This window comes from Brevibacillus sp. RS1.1 (assembly GCF_013284365.1).
GTDB classification, from domain to species: Bacteria; Bacillota; Bacilli; order Brevibacillales; family Brevibacillaceae; genus Brevibacillus; species Brevibacillus brevis_D.
The window spans coordinates 194,998-220,283 of record NZ_JABSVA010000003.1 but is presented as its reverse complement, the minus strand read 5'-3'; the positions used below and the strand labels follow the sequence as shown (position 1 = coordinate 220,283).

Here is a 25,286-nt window from a genome sequence, read left to right as displayed (position 1 = left end):
AAGATGCTGTTTTATTTAGTAGATGACGACGATGCCGTTCGCCTCATGCTGACGGAAATTATAGAAGACGAGAATCTGGGCGAAGTCGTAGGGGAAGCATCTGACGGCTCGATGGTAGACGGTCATACGTTAACCGCGCGCAATGTAGATATTTTGCTGATTGACTTGTTCATGCCGAACCGGGATGGAATAGAGACGATTCGCCAAGTGAAGCCGACATTCACAGGAAAGATCGTCATGATCTCTCAGGCAGAAACGAAAGATTTGATTGCCCAAGCTTACGCCCTTGGAAGTGAATACTACATTATCAAACCTGTAAACAAAATCGAAGTGGTAACGATCCTCCAAAAAGTGATCGAGAAAATTCGCCTCGAGCGTTCGATACGGGACATTCACAAATCGCTGAATGCCGTCATGCAAGTGGACCAGCCGCCTTCCGGACAAACTCGTCCGTCACAGGGCAAACCACTTCGCGAGGCGGGTCAATTTCTCTTAACAGAGTTGGGCATCGCGGGAGACAATGGTAGCAATGATTTGCTAGATATTTTGGACTTCTTGCATGGATACGAACAGACGCATACGTTTAAAAATGGATTTCCTGCCCTAAAAGAAATCTTTGTGGCGGTAGCACAGGACAGGCTCGGAGTCGCTGTAGACGATCAACAAGTCGCCAAGGTTGTCAAAGCTTCTGAGCAGAGAGTCCGCCGAGCGATTTATCAGTCGCTGAATCATTTGGCGTCTCTTGGGCTTGCGGACCTCTCGAATTGGAAGTTCGAGAATTACGCTTCGCAGTTTTTTGATTTTACGTACGTGTGGAAGAAGATGGCGGAGTTAAAGAGCAATGCTGCATCGCCTAGTTCAGATATTCGGATCAATATGAAAAAGTTTATTCAAGTGCTGTATGCAGAGGCGAAGCGCATTCAGTCGGAGGCGTAGTTGTTCTGTGTTGACTTGTAGAGAGAAGTCCTGATCATGACGATCAGGACTTTTTCTTTTGTAGGGGGAATGCATTTGTTTTTTATTGACTAAACGTTCATTCAATAATAAACTGGGATCATATACCAAATCTACATTTCACGGAGGGATCACCGATGGATTTGTACTATGAGGTTTCAGGGGAAGGAAAACCAGTCGTTCTATTGCACAGTGGCGGTGCTGATTTACGAGATTGGGCATTTGTCGCGCCGATTCTGGCGAAGCATTATCAGGTTATCGCTTTCGACGGACGCGGATGTGGGAAATCTCCGTCTCCAACAGAGACAGCGAACTACGTCGAAGATTTACTTTCCGTCATGGACCACTTCCAGCTGGATGAAGCCACGCTCGTAGGACACTCGATTGGCGGACGAATTGCAACAGATTTTGCGCTGACTTATCCGCAAAGAGTGAGCAAGCTCGTGCTGATTGCTCCAAGTTTGACAGGGTATACACCGAGTCAGCCGTTCACGGAATGGATGCAGAAAATCCAAGAAGCACCGGATGTTGACAGTATGGTAGAGCTTTCCTTATCGGCCTGCCCGTATCGCGTCGTAATGGCAAGTTCACAGAAGGACTTCATGGTTGAGATGGCGAAGCATAATCTAGCAAAAATGTTAGAGTGGGCGACGTGGGAGTCCGTATGGCCGCAGCCGCCTGCGATAGAGCGGCTCAAAGAATTAGCGAATCAAACATGCTTGATAATCGGTATGGAAGATGCCCTGGATGCGAAACGGATGGCTGAATATTTTAAAGAAGTTTTACCAGAGAGAAGGTTTATTGAGATTACGGGTGCCGATCATAAGCCAACATTGACGCATCCAGAAGAAATCGCTCGCGCTATCACTGAATTTTTGGAGGATTGACTGAACCGTGCCCCGTACCCCAGCTGAAAATGAGCGCATTCGCCAAGCTGCAAAAGACAAAATCCATGCAGCCGCGATGACGCTCTTCATAAAAAAAGGCTACCACGCGACCTCAATCGACGATGTAGCCAAACAGGCCCAGATATCGAAGGGATTGCTTTACAACTATTACAAAGGAAAAGAAGAGCTCCTCGCCGCGATGGTCCAAGTAAGGATCGAGGAAGTAAAAGAAGTAATGGAGGCTGCGACTCAGCTTACAACGCCGCACGAACAGCTGCGCCATATTATCGACGGTGCGCTTGATAACGTCTACCAGCGACCGGATGTCTATCGTTTTTACTTGAATTTGCAGACGCAGCCCGAAGATGATCGCGTACTTGCTTCTTACAGAGAGCAATTAAATGAGGAGTCACTCAGGCAGTTTGAAGTCCAGTGCCAGATTTTCAAACAGTTAGGCGTAAAGCAGCCCAGATTGAGATCGCTCTATTTTTCATCGGCGCTCCAAGGCGCAATGTTGATGATGACGACTTATTCGGAAGGGTTTCCGGTTGAAGAGATGAAGGAGCAGTTGATACGGGAGTATTGTAGCCCTCCGGCAGAATGATAGAGTTACGTTCAATAATGAAGAGGCTATCCCATTCGTAAATGTTACTGGTGGGGGTAGCCTCCTCTATCTTCATGTATCTAAATATTTTAAATTGACAGATAATAATAAAGCCAATATATTGGTTTTATGGACACGAACCTAATCAAACAAATCGAACGCCCCACATTACGCGAACAAGTATACCTAGGCTTGAAGAAAGCGATCATCATGCTGGAGCTAAAGCCAGGACAACGAGTCAACGACAACGAACTGGCGGCTTTATTTGGCGTGAGTCGAACACCTGTGAGAGAAGCGCTCAAACGGTTGGAGGACGAAGGTCTTATTGAATCCGTCCCTGGCTCTCACACACGGGTAACACCCTTACTGGAAAAGGAGGCGAAGCACGCTTTTCCTGTTGTTGCGGCCTTGCACGGGTTGGCAGCACGACTGGCGATGCCATTTGAATTAGAGGTCATCCGTAGTCTGGAGATGTGGAATGAAAAGCTCGGGGTCGCACTTGAACAGCAAGATGTGATCAAAGCGATTGAAGCAGATGACGGCTTTCACGACCTGATCCTCGAGGCTGCGGGGAATCGTGAAATCTACTTGGCACTTGAGCGAGTTGTACCGAAAATTCGGCGTTTGGAATTTGCTCGGTTCGGTTCCTTGGAAGGGGTGGAATCAGTAGAACAGCACCGCAGAATCATCGAAGCGATTCGGGACAACAACAGTCAGCTTGCCTCTTCTTTGATGGAAGAAAACTGGATCAACCTCGGCAAATTGCTTACGGACCTTTCCAAAGATGAATAGGGGGTAATGGCATGAGTACGGTTGAAATGAAGGGGGAAGTACATGATTCGCGTGTTCTGCAATGGGCACGATCCATTATCGAAGAGAGTCCGTCCCATCGTCTGATTCAGCAAGAGATCGTGAATGCAGTCAACCGCAATGCGATATGGCGAGGCGAGGAATGTTTGAATTTGCTCGCACCAGAAGCACCTACCACGCCTATCGTACGTCAATTGCTCGCTTCTGAGGTTGGGACTCGCGCTGCGGAAGGACATATCGGGAGCACGCAGAGATGGTTCGCTGGCACGAAATATATCGATGAGATCGAAGCGTTATGTGTTGAGCTGTTGAAAAAAGTATTCCACGCTAATTTTGCTGACCATCGATTGGTAGCGAGCATGATCGGAAACATGACGGTCTACGCGGCGTTAACGCAACCGGGCGATACGATTATGACGATCGCGCAACCGTTTGGAGGGCATTCCAGCAATCGGGTGGACGGGCCTGCTGGCATTCGCGGTTTGCAAATTGTCGATGTGCCAATGGACCCCGTTGAGCTTACCGTTGATCTGGATGGATTCGCGAAAGTCGCAAGGAAAGTAAGGCCAAAGCTCGTTACCCTAGGCGCGTCGATGACTTTATTTCCATTCCCGCTGAAGGAAATGGCAGAGATCGTGAAAGAATGGGGCGGTCGCATTTATTTTGATGGCGCACATCAACTGGGTTTGATCGGTGGCGGTCAATTTCAGGACCCGTTGCGAGAAGGGGCATGTGTGATGACTGGCTCTGCTGGGAAAACGTTTAGTGGCCCACAAAGCGGTATCATCGTCTGGAATGACCCGGAACTTTCGGTACCGCTAACAAATGCCATCTTCCCAGCACTTGCCGCGACACATCAAGTCAACCGGGTAGCGGCATTGGCAGCAGCGGCGGCAGAGTTTTTGGCGTTTGGGAAGGAATACATGGCCCAAATTGTGACGAATGCGCAAGCACTGGGGAAAGCATTCGATGAACGGGGAATTCGGGTGCTATGTGCGCACAAAGGCTATACACGCACACACCAAGTGATTCTGGACGTAAAAGAGTTTGGCGGTGGGTACGAGGCAGGCAAGCGATTGGCAGAAGCGAACATCATCACGAACAAAAATTTGATTCCAGGCGACGGACCAGAGGATTGGGACTTTCCAAGCGGCTTGCGTATCGGGACGACAGAAGTCACTCGGTTTGGCATGAAGGAAAAAGAGATGGATACGATTGCAGACCTGATTGTAAGTATGTTGTCAGGCAGGGAAAAGCCCGAGGTTGTCCAGTCGAAGGTGATCGAATTGCGCAGATCGTTTAGCAAAATGCAGTACTGCTTCCCAGAATAGAGTAGGTAGGAATAACACCGTATGCCGGAGTTCAGAACTTGGCATACGGTGCTTTTTCGAGTGCGAAGTGGACACTCATTCTTGACAATCTCATTTCATTTCGTAAATAATCGATTGATACCATCAAAGAATGGGAGTCTAAACAGATGAGTACAGACCATACAAACTCGGATGTTACCATTGATCAGACAACGAAAGAGCTGGCTCTCGTATTTGGTCAGTTAAAGCGGATCGGACATGTCTTCAGTCCTTCGAAAGACCTCCGTCAGAGTGAATTGAATTTGCTAGTTCACTTGACCTACGTAAGTCCACCAGGTTCGAACGGCATCAGAGTTTCCGAGCTAGGCAAGCAGTTGAAAATAACGTCAGCAGCCGTGACGCATGTCATTCAATCACTCGAACAGCTTGGGCTTATTACCCGCACCGTGGGACCTAAGGATCGACGCTCCATTCTCGTAGCCCCAACGAAAGCGGGCTTTGATTTTGTGGCAGCGAGAGAGCAAGAGCTGTTTACTCGTTTTCAGCAGCTGCATGAGCATCTTGGTACGGATGATGCACAGGCACTCATACGGATTTTAACGAAATCAATCAGATTCCTGCATACCTATCAGCATAGCGATGAATTACAACCATAGTTCGATGATGGACTATGGTGTTTTGTTGTTTTGATAAGAACCTTGCTCCAGCTCTTTGCGGAGTGAATTCGCAGAGGGACTCCATTGCAGCTGTTGCTCCGCGCGTAATCCAGATATCCTCTGATTGATGCTCGCCCCCCAAGCGGCTGGTCCTAATGCGTTGGCCGCGTCCTCATAGCTCCAGGATCCGACTTTTTCTATCCCTGCTATTTTGGCAATCGAAGTCATGAGCTCTTTCGTCGTGATCATTTCCTTGGAAGTTGCATTGAATAATGAGCCTGGCTGTGCTCGTAAAAAAGCGCATTCGTAAAGCCTTGCCAAATCATCAACATCGATAGTAGACCATGCCGTTTGCCCATCATCGATGTAGTTGGCTGATTGAGAGAGCTTCGTTCTTTGAATGGTTGCTTGGACGAGTCCACCGCCACGACCGTACACAAGTGTAGGACGTATGACGATCGTTCGAATATTGCGCTTGGCAGCTCCTAACACTTCCTGCTCCTGATTCGCTTTCCATTGGAGAAATGGCAAAGGGTTGAGAGGGGAGTTCTCATCCACGACATTGTTGTACGTATCGTTATAGATCAGCGTTCCACTCGTATAAATAAATGGCTTCCCTGTGCCTTCCAAACCTTCGAGCATTGCCGTAACCGCCGCTACATCGAGTTTTTCCATATCAGGTGTGTGCGAGATCGCCGTATGGATGACCCCATCGGATTTTTTAACACTTTCTGTTAACAGGGTGGTATCCGCAAGATCGCCAACAATAGGGGTGAACCCTTGTGCGAGCAACAGCTCCGCTTTCTCATCCGATCGCACAAGTCCAGCAACCTGATACCCTTGGGACTGAAAATGCTCGGCGACTACGGACCCGACATAACCTGATATTCCTGTAAGGAAAACATTCATGACAAAACCTCCTTTATACATAATTAATTTAGTAACTAAATTATATGATAAATTATTTAACAACACCTTCACGATGTCAATGGCATTTATAATTAACTGAATATTGACAAAACGATAGTTGGGTGTTATTTTCACATTAGGAAAACGTTTACCCGTTACATAGAAAGTGAGTGAAGAACCATTACTGTAACCATTAAAGACATCGCACAACTCGCCAACGTTTCCATCGCGACTGTTTCGCGCGTGCTAAACAATTCCAAGCCAGTCCGTCCAGAGCTGCGGGAAAGAGTTTTGAAAATCGTGCAAGAGACGGGCTTTCAGCCGAATGCGATTGCTAGGAGCTTGGTCAGCAAGGAAACCCGCATCATCGGGGTAATGATTCCCGATATCTCCAACAATTTTTACTCCAATCTCATTTACGGAATTGACAGCGTCATTAGCGAGTACGACTACAGCATGTTTTTGGCGATATCCGATGAAGTGGTGGACAAAGAGCTGAAGTACTTGCGCCTTTTCAAAGAAAAACAAATCGATGGTGTCATTATCGCGAGTATTCACTTCCTGGAGGGCAATATCCAGACATTGCAAGAGATTCAGGTTCCTCTTGTTGTTACCGGACACGATTTGCCCGGCTATCAGATTCCGACTGTCAACGTCAACAATGTGCAAGCCGCCTATGATGCTACCGCCTATCTCATCTCGCAAGGCCATACCAAGATTGCTTGTATATCTGGTCCACTGTGGGACCCGCCGTGCGGTCTGGATCGCATGGGCGGTTACCGAAAAGCCATGCGGGCACATGACTTGCCCATCCATGAAGGGTTCGTTGTGGAAGGGGAATTCACAGCCAAGAGCGGTTACGAAGCCATGCGCCGTATTTGTGAGGAGAAAATCCGTCCGACAGCTGTTTTTGTCGCAACAGACCTGATGGCGGTTGGCGTCCTCAATTACTTGTACGACCATGACGTTCGTGTACCAGAAGACATCTCCGTCATGGGCTTCGACAATTTGGAGCTCGCCTCCCTTTCCCGCCCTATGCTCACAACCGTGCACAATGACCCGTTCATGTACGGAAAAGCCGCAGCAGAGCAGCTACTCAGACAAATCCGCAATGAACCTGTAGAGAGAATGAGCACCGTGCCACATCATCTCGTGATTCGCCAAACTGTAAGCGCTCTACTTAAGTGAGGCAACAAGACTGACCATATAGAAGAAGCAAACGAATTTACGCATTCAAAAGGGGTGAAGAGATATGAAGCTTGGCGTATTTACCGTTCTTTTTAGCGAGAAGTCGTTCGAGGAAATGCTGGATCATGTGCAGGCAGCAGGTTTAGAGGCGGTGGAAATCGGCACAGGCTGCTATCCGGGCAATGCGCACTGCAATCTGGATGAGCTCTTGGAAAGTCCGGAAAAAAGACGAGCGTACAAAAAGGCAGTAGAGGATCGGGGCTTGATAATCAGCGCGCTGAGTTGTCACGGCAACCCGTTGACACCAGAGAAAAGCTTTGCGCAGCAATCCCACGATACGTTTGTGAAAACGGTACAGCTAGCCGAGCTGCTGGAAGTGCCAGTGGTCAATTGCTTTTCTGGCACGGCAGGCGACCACGAAGGAGCGAAGTACCCGAGCTGGCCTGTTGCTCCTTGGCCTAATGAGTATCGCGACGTGCTCCATTGGCAATGGAACGAGAAGCTCATCCCGTACTGGCGCGAATGGACTGCTTATGCGACTGAGCATCACGTCAAGGTTGCGCTGGAACTGCATGGCGGCTTTCTCGTCCACACGCCAGGGACATTGCTAAAGCTACGGGAACAGGTAGGCGAGGGAATCGGGGCAAACTTCGACCCAAGTCACATGTGGTGGCAAGGGATTGATCCGGTAGCTGCGATCAAAATCTTGGGCAAAGAAAAAGCCATCTATCATTTCCATGCCAAAGACACGTATATGGACCAGGAAAAAGTGAACATGTACGGGCTGACGGATATGAATTCCTACGCCAATCTACATGAACGTGCGTGGTATTTCCGAACCGTAGGCTATGGGCATTCGCAGCAGACGTGGGCGGATATGATGAGTGCACTGCGCATGAATGGATACGATTACGTGGTAAGCATCGAGCACGAAGACGCCATCATGTCGATTGAGGAAGGATTCCAGCGCGCTGTTCAAAACCTGCAGCAAGTCATCTTGCGAGAACCAGTCCAAAATCTATGGTGGGTGTAGGAGGGGAGAAAATGACGAATCGACGCAAATGGAAAATCGGAATCATCGGTGCAGGGGGAATTACAGAAGCACACTTGGAGGCGATCAAGGAAGAACCGCGAGCAGAGGTAGTTGCCATTGCCGATATTTCCGTAGAAATGGCTTCCTATCGTGCGAAACGGCATGACATTCCGCAGGTTTTCACGGACTACGAGACGATGCTACAAGAGTCTGATGTAGATGCGATCATTGTTTGTGTCCCGAATTACTTGCATGCAGAAGCAACCAAACATGCGCTTGCAGCAGGCAAACACTTGCTGTGCGAAAAGCCGATGGCGATGAATACCCAGGAAGCAGAAGAAATGATCGAAGCCGCGAAAAAAGCAGACAAAATCCTCATGGTCGCACAAAATAACCGATTCCGAAGCGATTCCCTGCAAGTCAAAACATGGCTGAAGGAAGGAAAGCTGGGAAATATTTATCACGCCAAAACCGGATGGATCAGACGAAATGGGATTCCAGGATGGGGAAGCTGGTTTACACAAAAAGAATCGGCAGGCGGCGGTCCGTTGATTGATATCGGCGTGCATATGCTCGATTTGACCCTATGGCTCTTGGATCATCCAAAGCCTGTATCCGTCCTCGGGCAAACGTACGCGCAATTCGGGCCTCACAAACGCGGCTTGTCAGAGTGGGGAAGAATCGATGATAACGGGAAGTTTGACGTGGAGGATATGGCAGTGGCGATGATTACCTTTGAGAACGGATTGTCGCTTACGCTCGATGCAAGCTGGGCTTCTCACATCGAAGAGGAAAACGTTTTCCTTCAACTGTATGGACAAGAAGGTGGGGCATCCCTTCGTTTATTGGAGAACCAGCTCACGCTTTATCACGAGTGGAACGGCGTAACTGCCTCGACAGAATTAACACCAAAGCCCCAAAAAGAACGCGTACTCTTATTTCGTAATTTCATCGACGCCATCGAAGGGAAGGCAGAGGTTCTCTGCACACCAGAACAGGCCTTGTACATCAACAAATTGATCGAAGCCATCTACACATCCGCACAAAAAGGGGAAGCAGTCCGTTTCTAACATGAGCATAGGGGGTTACTTAGATGAAAGTTGCAAAAAGACTTACATCCGTTGGACTTACCTTATTAATGACCTTCGCATTGGCAGCATGTTCTTCCACATCTCAGCAAGCTTCTACAGATACAACCCCATCACAGCCTTCAACACCATCCGCACCCAAAACAGAGCCATCACAGCCCACAGCCGAAAAAATCAAGCTTGTCTACGCACGCGGAAAAGACGCGACGGATTCCACCAAAAAGCTCGTAGAAGCTTTCCAAAAAGCCCATCCAAATATCGAAGTAGAAATCCGTGAGATGCCTGCCGATTCCGGGCAGAGTCATGATCAATACGTCACCATGTTCAGTGGGCAATCGTCTGAAATCGACGTATTTGACCTGGACGTAATCTGGCCGGCTGAATTCGCCCAAGCGGGTTATCTTCTGCCACTCGACCGCCTAATGGAGCAAGATGGTATCGAGACTGGAAAATACATCAAAGGGGCCATGGATGCCGGGAACTTTGGCGGACAGCAATGGACCATGCCCAAGTTTATCGACGCGGGACTCTTGTTCTACCGCAAAGATCTCGTATCCGAAGCACCGAAGACGTGGGATGACCTGATTGCCCAAGCAAAAGCAACGAAGGGTAAGGGCGGTACGAAGTTCGGCTATTTGATGCAAGCCAAGCAATATGAAGGATTGGTTTGCAACTTTGTCGAGTTCAGTGCATCGTACGGTGGAAAAATTTTGGACGAACAAGGAAAAGTAGTGGTCAACAATCCGGCTACGATCAAAGGATTGAAAAAAATGATCGAGGTCGTCAAATCTGATTTCGTCCCAACCAATATCACCACATTCATGGAGCCAGAATCCCATACGGCCTTCCTTGAGGGACAGGCAGCGTTTATCCGCAACTGGCCGTATCAGTTCGCGTTGGCGCAGGATCAGGCCCAGTCTAAAATCGTTGATCAAGTCGCGATCGCTCCACTGCCAGCAGGCGATGCAGGCTCCGCAGCAGCACTCGGCGGTTGGATGGGAGGAATCAACAAGTTCTCGAAGCACCCGAAAGAAGCATGGGAATTCCTCAAATTCATGACAGGTCCAGAGGGTCAGAAAATATCCGCGATAGAGGGTGGGCTCGCACCAACCTACCTGCCAGCCTACGAGGAAGCCGATGTTCAAAAAGCCAGTCCGTTGTTCGCCAACAAAGATTTCGTCGATGGCGTAAGCGCTGCTGTATCTCGTCCAACGACTCCGATTTATCCGAAAATTTCGGAAGTGATCCAGATCGAGGTGTCCAAAGCGCTAGCAGGGCAGCAAACAGCCGAGCAGGCGGTGCAAAACATGGAAACGCAAATGAACGATCTGATGAAAAAATAAGTAGCACCACGTGGGGCTTCCAAGGAAGTCAAACCGGCTTCCTTGGAAGTTGCATAACGATCTGGCAAGCACAAGCAAGATTCTAGCGGGAAGGAAGGTGGTGAACGGATGATTCGATCAACGAAAAGGACGCTCTCAGAAAAACAGATGGGGTATTTGCTGATTTTTCCTGCACTGCTCATCATACTTGTTATCGCGATTTGGCCTGTCATGCGATCCTTTTGGATTAGTCTGCACGACATCCGGTTGAACGACCCGACGAAATCAGAGATTCACTCTTCATACGGATTAGATATGGAGCGCTATGTCAGCACGTTACCCAATCTGCTCCGGTATGTAAAGAGGGAGGCGGACTCCGCAGAAGGGTCATCAAAGGAAAAATTGAACGCGCTTCAAGCGCAAATCGAGCAATTGAACACTTCCCTCAACCAAACAGGCGAGATCGCGAGCCGATACCAAATGATCGATCAGCTATTGCTGGATTTTAAACCAGTCCCGACCGAGCTCAAATATGTGAGCCTCTCGAACGAACAAACAGAGTCTATCAAAACCAGCTTGGCAAAAATTAGAGAAGTGCTTTTGCAAATGAGTGAACAAAAGCTGCTTTCGAAGCCAGAGGGTGCTCTTGGCGTGATCCAAGGCATTGAAGCTTCGATTATCGAGCCCAACTTTGTTGGCCTTGCCTACTACAAGAAGTTTTTAATGGACGTTCGGATGTGGGGAGCTCTGTACAATACGGCGTTTTTCACTGTTATCTCCGTTGTCATTGAATTGGTGCTCGGCATATTGATTGCATTGTTGATCAATCGACCTTTTCGTGGAAGGAGTCTTGTACGAGCTACGGTGTTAATTCCGTGGGCGATTCCGACTGTCATCTCCGCGATGATGTGGAAGTTTTTGTACGACGGGCAAAACGGCATCGTTGCCTATCTTTTTGAGCAGGCAGGCTTGATCTCTGATATGGGGATGCTCCTGACGACCAAGGCTGGAGCCATGTTTTCCGTCATTTTGGCGGATGTGTGGAAGACGACCCCATTCATGGCCTTGCTCATTTTCGCTGGCCTGCAAACGATCCCGCAAAGCTTGTATGAAGCAGCTTCTGTCGACGGTGCCACCCGCGCCCAGCAATTTTTTCGAATTACACTTCCAATGCTGAAATCAACCATTCTGGTGGCGCTATTGTTCCGTACACTTGATGCGTTCCGTGTTTTTGACCTGATTTACACGCTGACAGGTGGGGCCCCCGGGAATTCGACCGAGACCATTTCCATTTACGCGTACAAAACGATGTTTGCTCAAATGAGCTTTGGGGAAGGCTCGGCGCTTGCCGTCATTGTCTTTTTGTGTGTGGCGGTGATCTCCATTGGCTATGTGAAAATATTGGGAGCTGATCTGCTGAGTGATGGCAGTGGCAAATAAGGAGGTGATTGGATGCGTAAACATACGGGTCCCTTGTTTTACGTGGGTCTACTGCTCTTCGTTTTTCTTGTGATGTTCCCGTTTTTATGGATTCTCCTCGCAGCATTGAAGCCACCAGCGGAGCTGTTTGGAGAGAGTGCCTTTCATTTTATCATCCAAAATCCTTCGTTTGACAACTTTGTCCGCGTCTTCACGGAAAGACCGTTTGCCCGTTACTTGTGGAATTCAACTGTCGTGGCGACGTTAACCACGCTCTACTCCATAACAATCGCTTCCTTTGCTGCCTATGCAATTGCCTGGCTGTCCTTTCGGGGAAAAACGATTATTTTGGGTGTGGTACTGGCTGTGTCCATGTTTCCGCAGATCGCTACCATTTCTCCTATTTTTATGTTCATGCAATCGATGGGCTTAACGAATAGCTACATTGGCCTGATCATTCCTTATACAACCTTCGCGCTGCCGCTCGCAATCTGGAATTTGACTATCTTTTTCCGCAAAATACCGAGTGATTTGGGCGAGGCAGCTAAAGTAGACGGTGCGAGCATTTGGCAAACGATGACGAAAGTATTTTTCCCACTCGCTATGCCTGGGGTTTTTACGACCGCCATCCTCGTTTTTATTGCAGCGTGGAATGAATTTTTGTTCGCCTTGACGCTGAATACGCAGGAAGCAATGAAGACTGTGCCTGTTGGAATCGTCATGTTTCAAGGAATGTTTACAATCCCATGGGGAGAAATATCGGCTGCCTCCATCATTGTGACGATCCCGCTAGTAGTGATGGTGCTGATTTTCCAGAGGCGGATTATCTCAGGATTGACGTCTGGGGCAGTAAAAGAATAAAAGGGAGTCATTCGATCATTTGTCTCGCAAATGTGATTGTGATACGGTGGAGTTAGCATTCAGAAAGAGAGTTGACGGAGGCATGAACAATCTCACAAAATTTCAGATTAACAGACCTGCACAAGAAGTGTTCGAAGCATTCGTGGACCCAGAGAAAATCGGCAACTTCTGGTTCTCTTCCAGCTCGGCAAGGTGGGGAGAAGGGAAGAACATTACGTTATTCTACGATATTTACAACGCAGAAGTAGGGATTACGGTTCACGAAATCGAAGTGAACAAACGAATCGTTTTCCAGTGGGCGGGAGAAGAAAATACCGTAACGATTACGTTAAACGAGTTAGATAAAGCCACGACGATTATTGAAGTGAACGAAGAGGGTTTTCAAGAAAATGATCCAACGCTCCTGCAAAAAATGATCGACAATAAAGAAGGCTGGGTGTACGTCTTAAGTTGTTTGAAGGGATATCTGGAGCATGGGATCAACACATTAAGAGAAGGGCTTGTGAAATAGCGCCCAGATGTTTTGCGAGACCATACTCTGAAATAACGAGAAAGCCCGAACCAACGTGTATCGGGCTTTTCCTTTTGCACTATTTAATGCCGAGGCTGCGTTTTTTACGCACGAGCGTGGATATGTTCACTTGCAGCTTATCCGCACACTGCTGCATGGTGTCTGTCTCCTTCAAGAGGCGTTGGATATACGCTCGTTCAAATCGTTCGACCGCTTCTTTTAGCGGCAACAGCTCATCCATTTTGGCGAGTTGGAGAGGCAGGGCTGTCTGTTGCGTATTGCGAATGGACGCTGGTAACTGATCAAAGGTAATTCGCCCATTTTCACACATGTGAAAAGAGCGCTCTACCACATTTTTCAGCTCGCGTATATTCCCTGGCCAGTCATAATCCATCAGCGCCTCCAACGCATCTGTTTCGATGCGCATTTCTTGCTGGTACTTCCATTCGAGCTTTTTCAAATAGTAGAAAATAAGAGCCGGAATATCCTCGCGGCGTTCACGCAAGGGTGGTATGGTGAGGGTTAGTACGTTTAGCCGGTAGAACAAATCCTGACGAAAACGCTTTTGTTCGACCATCTCTTCCAGTTCGCTATTGGTAGCAGCGATGATACGCATGTTAACCTGACGCGATGTTTTCCCACCGAGTCTGCGAATCCGCCCATCCTGCAATACATTCAAGAGCTTTACCTGTAAAGGAAAAGGGAGGTCTCCAATCTCATCGAGAAAAATGGTTCCCCGATCCGCCAGTTCGAGCAATCCTTCCTTTGACTGACTTGCCCCCGTAAAGGCTCCTTTCTCATAGCCAAATAATTCTGACTCGAGCAAATGCTCGGGAATGGCCCCACAGTTAATCTTGATAAATTCGCCTGTTCGCCCGCTTTGAGCGTGAATGTAGTTCGCCATGACATCTTTACCGACACCAGACTCGCCTAGCAAAAGGATAGGAGAGTCGTTCGTCGCAAAGCGCTTGGAGAGTGAAGCAATTCGATGCATGAGCCCACTGCGATAAATAATCTGCTCGTCAAAGTCACCATCGGTTTGGATATGTTCCAGAGCCCTTTGATACGCCGAACTGATTTGACGTGTTTCCTCCAGCTCCTTCTGAAGCTGATTCAGCTCAGTGACGTCGCGTACATTTCCCACTACAAACAATAATTCCTTGTTTGGATCGAGCAGCGGGGTAGCTGTATTGATCGCTTGCCGACCGTTTGCATAATCGATGACAACACTATGGGTTTGTTTCGTCAAAATCGTACGTACAGCAGAAGAGTCAGGAACCAGATGCATTTCTTTTTGCTCCATAAAGCTGAAATTATTCAAAATGTCGGCGGGAACTCCCGTGATGTTCAAGTACGCCTCATTGTAAAGCAGAACGTAGCCGTTACGGTCACAGATCGCCAATCCGTCGTGGGACGTACTGAAGATGGTCGTCAGTAATTTTGCGAGTTCATGATTGTCACTGGTCTGGAAATACTTGGTTTGATACATCGAAGTCCTCCTCAGTAGGCTTGTAAACGGAATAATCAGAAATAATCATCGGTGCTCAAGTATGCATATGCAAAAATGATCATCTTCGGATTGTTTTGTTGTGAAAACGCTTTCAAATGTTTGGCATGTTACTTGCTCTTCTATAGGGACGAAAGCAGAGGCAAGACGAATCCATATCACATGATCGAAAGACACCGTGGTGTTTTTCATCGAAAAAGCGAGGGATGTTTCCATGTCTTCATTATATCAGGTATTGAGTCCAGCGGGTGAGCTGGTAAGCGATCTCAAGGGGCTTTTAGACGAGGCGACGATGATCAAGATGTATGAAAATATGGTGCTGGTTCGGCAGTTTGACCGCAAGTCGATTAACCTGCAACGACAAGGAAGAATGGGGACGTATGCTCCTTTTGAAGGGCAGGAAGCTTCGCAAGTCGGCAGCGCGATGGCATTAACACCTGGAGATTGGCTTTTCCCAACCTACCGAGACCATGCGGCAGCGATCGTCCATGGTCAATCCATGGCACGGGTGTTCCTCTATTGGATGGGCCACATGGAAGGGAGTATCAGTCCGAAACATTTGAATATCATGCCGCCATGTGTACCAATTGCGACTCAAATGGTTCATGCGGTAGGGACTGCTTGGGCGAGCAAGCTGCAAAACGAACAGCATGTTAGCATCGCCTACTTTGGTGACGGAGCAAGCTCAGAGGGAGATTTCCATGAGGCATTGAATTTTGCAGGCGTATTTCAGACGCCGACCATTTTCTTCTGCCAAAACAACGGCTTCGCGATCAGCGTTCCGTTTTCACAGCAGTCTGCATCGAAAACGATTGCACAGCGTTCGGCCGCTTATGATATCCCTGGGGTTCGGATCGACGGCAATGATATCTTCGCTGTTTGGCTGACCATGAAAGAAGCCATGCAACGTGCGTTGGAAGGGAAGGGACCGACGTTGATCGAAGCGGTGACATTCCGCTATGGCGCACACACAACCGCAGATGATCCGAAGAAATACCGGGATCAAGAGATTTTGTCCGAGGAATGGCGTCAAGAGCGCGACCCACTCCAACGTTTGCGTGTGTTTCTGGAGAATCAAGGATTGTGGAATGAGACGAGGGAAGATGAGCTGATGGCACGCGTGAATGAACAAATCGATGCAGCTCTTGTGGAAGCAGAGAGCTATCCGAAGTCCAAACCGGAAGACATGTTCAAGCACGTCTACGCTGAACCATCGTGGATGGCAACGGAACAAGAGAGCGAGCTCGTCAAGCCATCGAAGCAGGAGGGAATCCCAGCATGAAACGCAAACTGACGATGATTCAAGCGATCACGGAGGCCATGGATCAAAAATTGGCAGATGATTCACGCATCATGCTGCTCGGCGAGGATATTGGTGTGAATGGTGGTGTGTTCCGGGCGACGGAAGATTTGGTTCACAAATACGGTCCGGATCGTGTAGTGGACACGCCGCTAGCCGAGGCGGGAATCATCGGGGCAGCGATCGGTCTTGCCATGAACGGGAAAATTCCTGTGGTCGAGATTCAATTCCTTGCCTTTATTTACCCAGGCTTTGAGCAAATTGTTTCTCATGCTGCACGCATGCGCTATCGTACTCGCGGACAGTACCATGTCCCGATGGTCATACGCACGCCGTACGGGGCAGGGATTCGCGGTCCGGAGCTGCATTCGGAGAGTGTCGAAACGTTTTTTGCTCATGTACCGGGCTTAAAGGTTGTGGCACCAAGCACACCTTATGATGCAAAAGGCTTGCTGATTGCAGCAATGGAAGATCCTGATCCGGTTATTTTTTTGGAGCCGACCAAGCTCTATCGCGCATTTAAACAAGAGGTTCCGGAAGAAATGTACCGTGTGCCCATCGGAAAAGCGAAGGTCGTCCAGGAAGGCTCGGATGTATCTATTTTTGCTTGGGGAGCGATGCTTCGTGTCGCAGAGGATGCGGCGAAACAGATCGAGCGCGAAAACGGCTTGAGCTGCGAAGTCATTGATCTGCGCACGCTTTATCCGTTGGATCGGGATACCATCATAGCCTCGGTCAAAAAGACTGGACGCGCAGTTGTCGTACATGAAGCCCATAAAACTGCTGGGTTGGGTGCAGAGATCATTTCCATCATCAATGATGAAGCTTTGATCTACATGAAGGCTCCTGTGAAACGGATTACCGGATTTGACGTCCCTGTCCCGCAATTTAGCATTGAGGATGACTATTTGCCAACGGCTGAACGCGTGAAGGACGGAATTATGGAAACGGCTACGTTTTAAGAGAAGGAGCGAGTCATATGGTTGAGTTCAAGCTTCCGGATGTGGGAGAAGGTATGCATGAAGGAGAAATCGTAAAAGTACTGGTTCGCACAGGCGAATCCGTTCAACAGGATCAGCCACTACTGGAGGTGCAGACAGACAAGGTGAATGCCGAGTTGTCTGCGCCAGTGACTGGCATCATTCGTGACATTTTCATAGCAGAAGGGGAAACAGTAGAGGTCGGCACAACCCTTCTCGTGATCGATGCAGGTACGGAAGTGGAAGTAAAGACGGAGACAAAGCATCCAGAAAAGGTTGTAAACCCGGATAAGACAGTCAATTTTACTCCAGCTCGTGCTGATCACCGCCGATCATTGGCCACGCCGTACGTTCGGCAGTTAGCGCGGGAAATGATGCTGGATATCGAGTTGGTCACAGGTACAGGAGCAGCGGGGCGTGTGACGGAAGAAGATTTACGCCAATTCGCCAATCGATTGCAAAAATCAGCACCAGCTAAGTTTCCGACATCGGCTACTGGCAATGAGCGCCTGTTGGAGGCAAGTACAGTAGCGATTGAGACGGAACCGATTGTTCAGTCGAAAACAGGAACCGCTACTCGTGCAGTCACCTCGTCGCAGGGAGGTATCGAACGGCTACCGTTAAAAGGCATCCGCAAAAAGATAGCCGAGCATATGGTGAAATCAGTGACAATCATCCCGCATGTGACTTCTGTCGATGAGCTGGAGATGGATCAGCTGCGTGCTTTGCGCGAAAAGCTAAAGCCACATGCGGAAAAACGGAATATTAAGCTGACCTTCCTCCCGTTCTTTATCAAAGCGCTGGTCATTGCACTAAAGGAATTCCCGACGCTAAACGCATCGATTGACGAACGTACGAATGAAATTTTGCTCAAGCGCTTTTACCATATCGGCATTGCAACGGATACGCCTGAGGGCTTGATCGTACCAGTCATCAAGGATGCAGACCACAAATCGATTTTTCAACTCGCGGAAGAAATCGATCAACTGGCACGCTTGGCTCGCGAAGGAAAATTGACCATGGAGCACATTACAGGTGGCACCTTCACGATCAGCAATGTAGGGCCAATAGGGGGACTGCAAGCCACGCCAATCATTAATCACCCGGAAGTAGCAATTATCAGTTTGCATAAAATGGAGAAGCGCTGGGTCGTGCGTGAGGATGAAGGCGTTATTCGCTGGATGATGAACCTGTCACTTTCGTTTGATCATCGCCTGATCGATGGCGTGACGGCAGTACGTTTTACCAACCGGATCAAGGAGCTGCTGGAAGATCCGAATCTATTGTTTGCGGAGATGGTATAGATGGTAGTCGGCGAAGTAGCAGTCGAAACAGATGTAGTTGTCATCGGTGGTGGGCCAGGAGGTTATGCAGCCGCTATTCGTCTCGGACAGCTGGGGAAATCGGTTGTTCTGATTGAAAAGGAGGTTCTGGGTGGAGTCTGCTTAAATCGCGGATGCATCCCGTCGAAAGCCTTGATTCATACAGCAGGCGAATACCACAAGCTAAATCGTCTAAATAAGCTTGGAATCCAGCTTCCGACAGGGAAAGCAACCTTCCATATGCCGAGCTGGCAGACGTGGAAGTCTTCTGTCGTTGCTCAATTGAACAAAGGGGTCGATTATCTCTGTCAGGCCAATGGGGTTACAGTCGTGAAGGGAACAGCGACATTTCTCTCAAGTGATCGGATTGGCGTAGAGACGGGTGGCGATTTTGAAACATACAAATGCAAACAAGCGATCATTGCCACAGGATCACGTCCATTCATTCCATCGTTTTTAAAAACAGATGGAGAATATATTCTGGATTCTACTGATATGCTGGCATTGGATGACGTACCGGAAACACTGGCCATAATCGGCGGCGGCTATATTGGAATGGAGCTCGGGATGGCGTTCGCCAAGCTTGGATCGCAGGTGACCATCATTGAAGCAGCGGAGCGCATTTTGCCGCAAACAGCCGCCCATCTCTCTCAGGAAGTGCTCAAGCAGGCGAAACAGCTCGGGATGACGGTCAAGATTGCGACAAAAGTAGAGAAGGCTGAGGTTGCGAACGGAAGAGTCACACTCGTATGCACTTCGGAAAAGAACGGTTCCGAAAGTATCACTGCACATAAAACCCTCGTCACCATTGGTCGAGTGCCGAACACAGGTGAACTCGGACTTGCGCAGGCGGGAGTAGAAATGGACGAGCGCGGCTATATTCCCGTGACATCGACTGGCAGTACGAACAAGGCGCATATTTATGCCATCGGCGATGTAACACCTGGCCCTGCGTTAGCCCATCGTGCGGCGAAGCAAGGGATTGTGGCAGCCGAGGTGATCGCAGGGCTGCCTAGCAGCGTAGATTCCCCTTTTGTACCTTATGTGATTTTTACTGAGCCGCAAATAGCTGGTGTGGGGATGACACGCGATGAGGCAGAGCTTCAAGGGTACAAGGTCAAGGCAGCGACGTTCCCTTATCGGGCGAATGGCAGAGCACTCGCCATAGATGAAGGAGAAGGTTTTGCTGAGGTGATAGTGGATCAAGAAAGTCATTTATTGTTGGGAATGCACATTGTAGGTGCTGATGCATCGAACCTGATTGGGGAAGGCGTACTGGCACTTGAGCTTGCTGCGCGTGTAGAAGATGTGGCGTTAACCATGCATCCGCATCCCACTTTAAGCGAGGTATGGCTGGAGGCTGCCGAAGCGGTGTTAGGCCATGCTATTCATATCGTAAACAAATCAAAGTAGCTGCTGTGAGCAAATAGAATGATCCTGAAACCTTAAAGATATGTGACGGATCTTCATGACAATGATCTGCCTCTGAGCCTATCAAGATTGGCATTTGCATGAATGTGCTACGCTTGAATTAATCTCGTGCAAAGGATGTGTGGTCATTATGAAATTGAATCACGTCAATCTTACCGTTACGGATGTTCCAGCTGCTGCGGGTTTCTTGGAGAAATATTTTGGCCTAAAAAAGTTAGATACGTCGGAGGATGCTCGTGGCGATAATTTTAGGGTCCTATTTGACGATAACGGTCTGGTGTTTACCTTGATGAAGGGTGCCGAAGTCCAATATCCCAAGACATTTCATATCGGCTTCATCCAAGAGAGCGAAGAGAAAGTAAATGAAATCAATCAACGCTTGAAAGAAGATGGTTACAAAGTAGCGCCGCCAGTAAGATCGCATGGGTGGACGTTTTATGTGAAAGCTCCTGGTGGTTTTACTGTTGAGGTACTTGCGTAACGCGTCACATAGTTGAAAGCCCCCTTTTTCTCATGAGAAAAAGGGGGCTTTCTTTTTTATTGTTTAAACATCCGGTAAATCAGAAGGGGTGGGCGATAAAGTTGCAACGCCCACCGTTGGCTTCGATAGAATGATATTTTTTATATTTTCAGGCTCTCTTTCTTTCCATAATGGAATCCCAGGTGATAAGCACGGTCCAACAGCTGCTCGATATGCGCTGGATTTTGCGTCAAGGTGTCATAGAGGAACTCAACTCTCGAATCGTCGATTCCGACGTAACTGGAGATTCCGACATTGAGGTGGTGCGCCATCATTTGGTCATAATTTCTTTTTTGAAAGTGATCTTCTGGAGCAGCTGCGAGACCGATCCACAATGCATGTTTATGATGCAGCTTGCGTGAGCCATAGGCAAACCCGTTGTTCCAGACGCGATCGATATATCCTTTTAACATGGCCGGCATGCTGAACCACCAGATCGGAAAAATAAAGGCTAACGCGTCGTGTTTTCTCATGCGCTCCATTTCAAGCTCGACCTCTTCGGAATATTTCTTATCTCCATTGTTCCAATCTGGCTCATCTTCCTCCCATAAAACAGGGTGAAAACCACTGCGATGCAAATCCAATACTTCAACCTCATGTCCTGCATCCTTTAGTCCCTGAACGAAACGTTCTGCAACGGCAAAGGTCAAGGAATTGGTTCGTGGATGAGTAACAACTGTCAGTACTCTCATTTTTATACACCCTCTATCTTTGTAGTCATTTGTATGTTAGATGGGCGTCCATCTTCTAAGGTGCTGGTATATCCGAATCATGCACCATATAATGGAAAATGAAAAGTACGCACTTTTTTGTGCTATTGATACCAAAAAGTAACATAGGAACAAAAAGGTTCCTGTAAAAATCGTAAGTAATAGGGGAGGATAGCCAATCGATGAGACCAAAGCTCAAGCATACATACCAAATTCCTTCTGAAGCAACACTAGTGTTCTTTGAAAATAAAGTGTTAGACTACCGCTGTTGTCATTCACGGATATCAGTTGGATTTTTTCTAGAATTACTTTATTCTAATGACTACTTTTCCCTTGGCCCTTCCGCTTTCCAGGTAATTAAATGCTTGATCGGCATCTTTCAAATGATACACCTTATCAATAATAGGCTTAATGAGACCTTCTTCAATAAATTCCTTTAAAACCTTCAATTGTTCTCCGCTCGGTTTCATAAAAAGGAAGTGATACCTCGTTTGGCTCTTCTTCTCCTGGGCTTTGATCTTACGGCTTACGATGGACAAAATTATTGTTTTCATCCAACCCAATTTCGCTTCTTTTCCAAATCTGCCGTTTGGCATGCCGGAGATGGATACGATTTGTCCGCCTGGTTTCAGTATACGGAATGATTTTTCCAAGGCTTCTCCACCTAAAGTATCAAAAACAGCGTCATATCCGGTAAGCATTTCTTCAAAATTCTCTTTTTTATAATTAATAATTAGATCGGCCCCCAACGATTTGACCAATTCATAGCCTTTTTCGCTTGCTGTTGTGGCTACAAAAGCGCCCATTAGCTTGGCCAGTTGGATGGCGAAGGTTCCTACGCCTCCCGAACCAGCGTGAATCAAAATTTTTTGGCCTTTTTGAAGGTTTAATATATCAACAAAAGCTTGGTAAGTCGTAAGTCCAATCAGCGGTATCGATGCTGCCTCTTCAAAGGTTAGACCCTGCGGCTTCAGCCAAATATCATCCTCATGAACAGCAATAAATTCGGCTAATGTTCCGATTCGGTTTTTGCGGGGTCTCCCGTAAACTTCATCTCCGGGTTTAAAAGTATTCACACGATCACCAACTTTGACTACAACACCGGAGAAATCATTTCCTAAGATTAGAGGAAACCTGTAATTCAACAGGAATTTCATTTTCCCTTCCTTAATCTTAAAATCAATAGGATTTAAGCTGGCTGCATGAATTTCCACTAGAACATCATGTTCTCCGATAGTAGGCATTGGTTGTTCGGACATCACTAATGGAACATTTTCCCCGTATTTCTCAATGATCATAGCCTTCATTTCAAATCACTTCCTTTGCGATTATTGGTTTAAACTAATGAACCAATTGTGCATAATAAGTTTTTCCCTACAGTATTTCCTTCAGGTCTTAGGGTCATCGGATAAATTGCATGCGTATTCAACGGAAGTAATTAATGATTTGAGTTGTTCAAGAGGTTTACGGACAGTTAATACATAATAGTTTTCTACACCTTTTTTTTCGGCTTTAATGTAACCAGACTGTTTCAATACCTTTAAATGATGGGATACAGCTGGTCTAGACAAACTCATATGGCCTGATATCGTATTAACATTGAGTCCTAATTTGTTCTGCGCCAACAGCATAATAATGGCTTGACGGTTTTCATCCGTCAGTACTTCCAATAATGGGATACAATCTTTAAATTGTTGTAGAACATGCTCGGTTTGTTGGCTCATTCAATCCACCTCTTTTGTTCATTCGTTTAATCCTTTGAACGTAATTATAACTATTTTCTTAACAAAATCAAGCTAAAGGCCGAGGGTTTCAAGATTTTTCAAAATTGTAGGCTGTTTTTATACTTTCAATGTGCCTGGTTAATTAGGATCGATATGCATTTCAAACTAATCGTTTTAGGTGGCAAATGGAAAACCTTGATTTTATGTCAGTTATACTACGGCCCCAAACGAACGAGTGAATTGAAGAAACAAATGCCGGACATTAGCCAAAAAATCCTGACACAGCAGCTTCGTGAGCTAGAAGAGGATGGAATCGTCATCAGGACCGTGTACAGCCAAGTACCGCCAAAGGTCGAGTATGAATGGGGCGAGATTTGTCGGTTCCTTCCAAGGATGCTTTTCAATAGCACTGGGTGGATAAGGTATGCCATCCGTATCCATAATAATTGACAGATAGCGGAAAACACGATAGCAGACAACTACGAATTCGGGGGTGTCGACTTGAAAAGGCTGCGACTAATTTCGTTGATGCTGATTGCAATTATGGGGATAAGTGGATGCAATTTTGGAAAACCGAATGTTCCGGAGGGAGTAGAGGTTGTACCAAAGCCTACCTATGTTATTGGAAGTGAAGTCATCCTAAAAGCGAATCATGTTCCGGGGATGCAGGGGGCTAAAGCAAAGATTGTGGCGGCATACGATACGACGGCCTATAGTGTTACCTATACGCCTACAACAGGGGAACCACCAGTGAAGAATTATAAATGGATCATTCAGGAAGAGATCAAAAATCACATCAAGCAGCCGTATGATCCAGGAACAGAAGTTATTCTGAAGGCTGATCATGTGAAAGGGATGCTGGATGCAACAGGGAAGCTCGATACTGTCGAATCAACTACGGTATATATGGTCGATTACACGCCCACATCGGGTGGTGGAGAGGTCAAAAATTATAAATGGGTGACGGAAAACGAGTTATCGCCAGTCAAATGATTGATACCCATCCTTTTTTGAAAAAGGCAGCCCGTGGCTTTTCAGCGCCAAAGCTGCCTTTTCTGCTTTTCATTTGATACGATATTGATACGAGCTCTTTGATGTTACATGCGACGAGACTTCCACTCAGCGAGCATTTGATTGAGAGATTCCCTGTATAGCTCAATTGCTTCCAGCATCTCATGAAACCGCTGCATAACTAACTCACTTTCCTTCAAATTTTCAATTTGCATTCCTTTTTCTATGATATTCTTTAATGATAATATTCGCTCTAAACCCTGTATAAACTCTTCCTCAATTGCGTCTGGTGCCACGATGTAATAACTCACACGGTCGCCTGTCACACTCTTTTTTTCCGCGATTCCCATTTTTAAAAGAATGCGCATATTGGTAGATACACTGCCTATACTGACTTGCAATGTAGTGGCAATCTGTTCGGATGAAAGGGGTTCCTGCGAGACCATCAACAGTCCTATAATCCGGCCAGCAATTCTGGATAATCCTTGATTTTCGTGATGGAGAGCCATTTCTTCAATCAATTGCATCGTTTCCGCCGTTAATTTGTCCAACTTCAAGACTCCTTTTTCCTCGTTTTGCCCGATATCCATGCTTTTGTCTATTATACTATCAATAGTCATCGCTTTCTTCAGAAAATAACAAAAGAAAATGCGCCTGGTCTGCTGACAGGCGCTCACATCATTCCTTATTTTAGTGGCGTAGCGGTGCTATCATTGGTTTGACGAAGATGCTCCATTATCATCAAGGCAGAACCTAGCTGGACACCGCACAATTCGCGTAGTGGACGCATCGACCAATTAAAAAAGGAGAGTAGCTCTTGTAAGCCTTGATCCAGCCATTTTTCTGATTCTGCTCGAATCTCTGAAAGGGTGATGTTGTCGGGCTGGGCATCCAGCATGCGGATCTGCATGCTGCAGCAGCATAGAGAAGTCCATAAAGTGCGTAGTTTCAAGTCAAACAATTCAGCTACTGTCGCGAAGCGTGCTAAAGTTTCATCACTTTCAGCTGATTTTAAATGATGGGCTCGAACTTCCTCCATACCGATCAGAAAATCCTCTACAGATCGCTGAAATTTGGTTGGGATCGTTATGAATGCCTGTGCGCTTTGGTACTGTTTGGATAAAAATGCAAAATGCTCACCTTCCAGTTTGGCTATGTCCAGCGTAGCATCCTTGTAGCTATGAGTGGTTTCAGATTTATCTCCCATCCTTGGATCCGTAAACAACGAT

The 25,286-nt window shown here is 47.4% G+C and carries 27 protein-coding genes; 20 read left to right on the top strand and 7 right to left on the bottom strand.

Translation table 11 applies throughout. From position 1 onward, the window contains the following. The first annotated feature begins 3 nt into the window (after positions 1-3). From HP570_RS11420 to HP570_RS11395, 6 genes are all read left to right on the top strand, one after another. On the top strand, positions 4-936 hold the full coding sequence (locus HP570_RS11420) for a response regulator (protein WP_173625842.1): 933 nt from the start codon (positions 4-6) through the stop codon (positions 934-936). 155 nt (positions 937-1,091) lie between these two features. Further along, positions 1,092-1,841 (top strand): alpha/beta fold hydrolase, encoded by a 750-nt coding sequence (locus HP570_RS11415; protein WP_173625841.1) that lies wholly within the window; start codon positions 1,092-1,094, stop codon positions 1,839-1,841. A 7-nt stretch (positions 1,842-1,848) separates the two neighbouring features. Next, on the top strand, positions 1,849-2,445 hold the full coding sequence (locus HP570_RS11410; RefSeq protein WP_173625840.1) for a TetR/AcrR family transcriptional regulator: 597 nt from the start codon (positions 1,849-1,851) through the stop codon (positions 2,443-2,445). Between the two features lie 129 nt (positions 2,446-2,574). Then, positions 2,575-3,237: a GntR family transcriptional regulator gene (locus HP570_RS11405; protein WP_173625839.1), complete on the top strand. Its 663-nt coding sequence runs from the start codon at positions 2,575-2,577 to the stop codon at positions 3,235-3,237. An 11-nt stretch (positions 3,238-3,248) separates the two neighbouring features. Further along, positions 3,249-4,586, top strand: a complete 1,338-nt coding sequence (locus tag HP570_RS11400; protein WP_173625838.1) for a serine hydroxymethyltransferase — start codon at positions 3,249-3,251, stop codon at positions 4,584-4,586. Between the two features lie 146 nt (positions 4,587-4,732). Continuing rightward, complete coding sequence (locus HP570_RS11395; protein ID WP_173625837.1) at positions 4,733-5,221, top strand: MarR family winged helix-turn-helix transcriptional regulator; 489 nt, start codon at positions 4,733-4,735, stop codon at positions 5,219-5,221. A 12-nt stretch (positions 5,222-5,233) separates the two neighbouring features. On the opposite strand, the gene HP570_RS11390 is transcribed toward HP570_RS11395, so the two are convergent. Continuing rightward, positions 5,234-6,130: an NAD-dependent epimerase/dehydratase family protein gene (locus tag HP570_RS11390; protein WP_173625836.1), complete on the bottom strand. Its 897-nt coding sequence runs from the start codon at positions 6,128-6,130 to the stop codon at positions 5,234-5,236. A gap of 180 nt (positions 6,131-6,310) precedes the next feature. Here HP570_RS11390 and HP570_RS11385 point away from each other — a divergent pair, with 180 nt between their 5' ends. The 7 genes from HP570_RS11385 (at position 6,311) to HP570_RS11355 (ending at position 13,552) form a co-directional block, all read left to right on the top strand. Next, positions 6,311-7,318, top strand: a complete 1,008-nt coding sequence (locus HP570_RS11385; RefSeq protein WP_309139197.1) for a LacI family DNA-binding transcriptional regulator — start codon at positions 6,311-6,313, stop codon at positions 7,316-7,318. Positions 7,319-7,382: 64 nt separating this feature from the next. Next, positions 7,383-8,351 (top strand): sugar phosphate isomerase/epimerase family protein, encoded by a 969-nt coding sequence (locus HP570_RS11380; protein ID WP_173625835.1) that lies wholly within the window; start codon positions 7,383-7,385, stop codon positions 8,349-8,351. 11 nt (positions 8,352-8,362) lie between these two features. Next, entirely contained in the window at positions 8,363-9,421 is a 1,059-nt protein-coding gene (locus HP570_RS11375; RefSeq protein ID WP_173625834.1) for a Gfo/Idh/MocA family protein, read from the top strand. 23 nt (positions 9,422-9,444) lie between these two features. After that, positions 9,445-10,782, top strand: a complete 1,338-nt coding sequence (locus HP570_RS11370; protein WP_173625833.1) for an ABC transporter substrate-binding protein — start codon at positions 9,445-9,447, stop codon at positions 10,780-10,782. Between the two features lie 108 nt (positions 10,783-10,890). Next, positions 10,891-12,201, top strand: coding sequence for a carbohydrate ABC transporter permease (locus HP570_RS11365; RefSeq protein WP_173625832.1), 1,311 nt, complete (start codon positions 10,891-10,893; stop codon positions 12,199-12,201). A gap of 12 nt (positions 12,202-12,213) precedes the next feature. Continuing rightward, the gene (locus tag HP570_RS11360) at positions 12,214-13,041 is read left to right on the top strand and encodes a carbohydrate ABC transporter permease (protein WP_142495991.1); all 828 of its coding nucleotides are present in this window, start codon (positions 12,214-12,216) and stop codon (positions 13,039-13,041) included. 19 nt (positions 13,042-13,060) lie between these two features. Then, positions 13,061-13,552 (top strand): SRPBCC family protein, encoded by a 492-nt coding sequence (locus HP570_RS11355; RefSeq protein WP_173625831.1) that lies wholly within the window; start codon positions 13,061-13,063, stop codon positions 13,550-13,552. A gap of 79 nt (positions 13,553-13,631) precedes the next feature. On the opposite strand, the gene HP570_RS11350 is transcribed toward HP570_RS11355, so the two are convergent. Further along, entirely contained in the window at positions 13,632-15,041 is a 1,410-nt protein-coding gene (locus tag HP570_RS11350; protein ID WP_173625830.1) for a sigma-54 interaction domain-containing protein, read from the bottom strand. 232 nt (positions 15,042-15,273) lie between these two features. Here HP570_RS11350 and pdhA point away from each other — a divergent pair, with 232 nt between their 5' ends. From pdhA to HP570_RS11325, 5 genes are all read left to right on the top strand, one after another. Beyond that, positions 15,274-16,341: a pyruvate dehydrogenase (acetyl-transferring) E1 component subunit alpha gene (pdhA, locus tag HP570_RS11345; protein WP_173625829.1), complete on the top strand. Its 1,068-nt coding sequence runs from the start codon at positions 15,274-15,276 to the stop codon at positions 16,339-16,341. Next, a complete protein-coding gene (locus HP570_RS11340) occupies positions 16,338-17,321 on the top strand; it encodes an alpha-ketoacid dehydrogenase subunit beta (protein ID WP_015891054.1) in 984 nt (327 codons plus the stop codon). Before pdhA ends, HP570_RS11340 begins: the two co-directional genes overlap by 4 nt. Before the next feature lie 17 nt (positions 17,322-17,338). Further along, entirely contained in the window at positions 17,339-18,643 is a 1,305-nt protein-coding gene (locus tag HP570_RS11335; RefSeq protein WP_173625828.1) for a dihydrolipoamide acetyltransferase family protein, read from the top strand. Further along, on the top strand, positions 18,644-20,074 hold the full coding sequence (lpdA, locus tag HP570_RS11330; protein ID WP_173625827.1) for a dihydrolipoyl dehydrogenase: 1,431 nt from the start codon (positions 18,644-18,646) through the stop codon (positions 20,072-20,074). Between the two features lie 148 nt (positions 20,075-20,222). Continuing rightward, the gene (locus HP570_RS11325; RefSeq protein ID WP_015891057.1) at positions 20,223-20,573 is read left to right on the top strand and encodes a VOC family protein; all 351 of its coding nucleotides are present in this window, start codon (positions 20,223-20,225) and stop codon (positions 20,571-20,573) included. A gap of 140 nt (positions 20,574-20,713) precedes the next feature. Here the strand turns inward: HP570_RS11325 and HP570_RS11320 are convergent, their stop codons facing one another. From HP570_RS11320 to HP570_RS11310, 3 genes are all read right to left on the bottom strand, one after another. Next, positions 20,714-21,304: an NAD(P)H oxidoreductase gene (locus HP570_RS11320; RefSeq protein WP_173625826.1), complete on the bottom strand. Its 591-nt coding sequence runs from the start codon at positions 21,302-21,304 to the stop codon at positions 20,714-20,716. Between the two features lie 323 nt (positions 21,305-21,627). Continuing rightward, positions 21,628-22,629 (bottom strand): NADP-dependent oxidoreductase, encoded by a 1,002-nt coding sequence (locus tag HP570_RS11315; protein ID WP_173625825.1) that lies wholly within the window; start codon positions 22,627-22,629, stop codon positions 21,628-21,630. Positions 22,630-22,710: 81 nt separating this feature from the next. Next, entirely contained in the window at positions 22,711-23,046 is a 336-nt protein-coding gene (locus HP570_RS11310) for an ArsR/SmtB family transcription factor (protein WP_173625824.1), read from the bottom strand. A 153-nt stretch (positions 23,047-23,199) separates the two neighbouring features. Between HP570_RS11310 and HP570_RS11305 the strand changes: the two genes are divergently transcribed. Together HP570_RS11305 and HP570_RS11300 are read left to right on the top strand one after the other, a co-directional pair. Next, the gene (locus tag HP570_RS11305; RefSeq protein ID WP_256436235.1) at positions 23,200-23,496 is read left to right on the top strand and encodes a winged helix-turn-helix transcriptional regulator; all 297 of its coding nucleotides are present in this window, start codon (positions 23,200-23,202) and stop codon (positions 23,494-23,496) included. A 51-nt stretch (positions 23,497-23,547) separates the two neighbouring features. Continuing rightward, complete coding sequence (locus tag HP570_RS11300; RefSeq protein WP_064199544.1) at positions 23,548-24,039, top strand: YdhK family protein; 492 nt, start codon at positions 23,548-23,550, stop codon at positions 24,037-24,039. Positions 24,040-24,143: 104 nt separating this feature from the next. On the opposite strand, the gene HP570_RS11295 is transcribed toward HP570_RS11300, so the two are convergent. Next, positions 24,144-24,608 (bottom strand): GbsR/MarR family transcriptional regulator, encoded by a 465-nt coding sequence (locus tag HP570_RS11295; RefSeq protein ID WP_254495238.1) that lies wholly within the window; start codon positions 24,606-24,608, stop codon positions 24,144-24,146. A gap of 134 nt (positions 24,609-24,742) precedes the next feature. Next, positions 24,743-25,264: a hypothetical protein gene (locus HP570_RS29595; RefSeq protein ID WP_254495235.1), complete on the bottom strand. Its 522-nt coding sequence runs from the start codon at positions 25,262-25,264 to the stop codon at positions 24,743-24,745. Positions 25,265-25,286 lie beyond the last annotated feature (22 nt).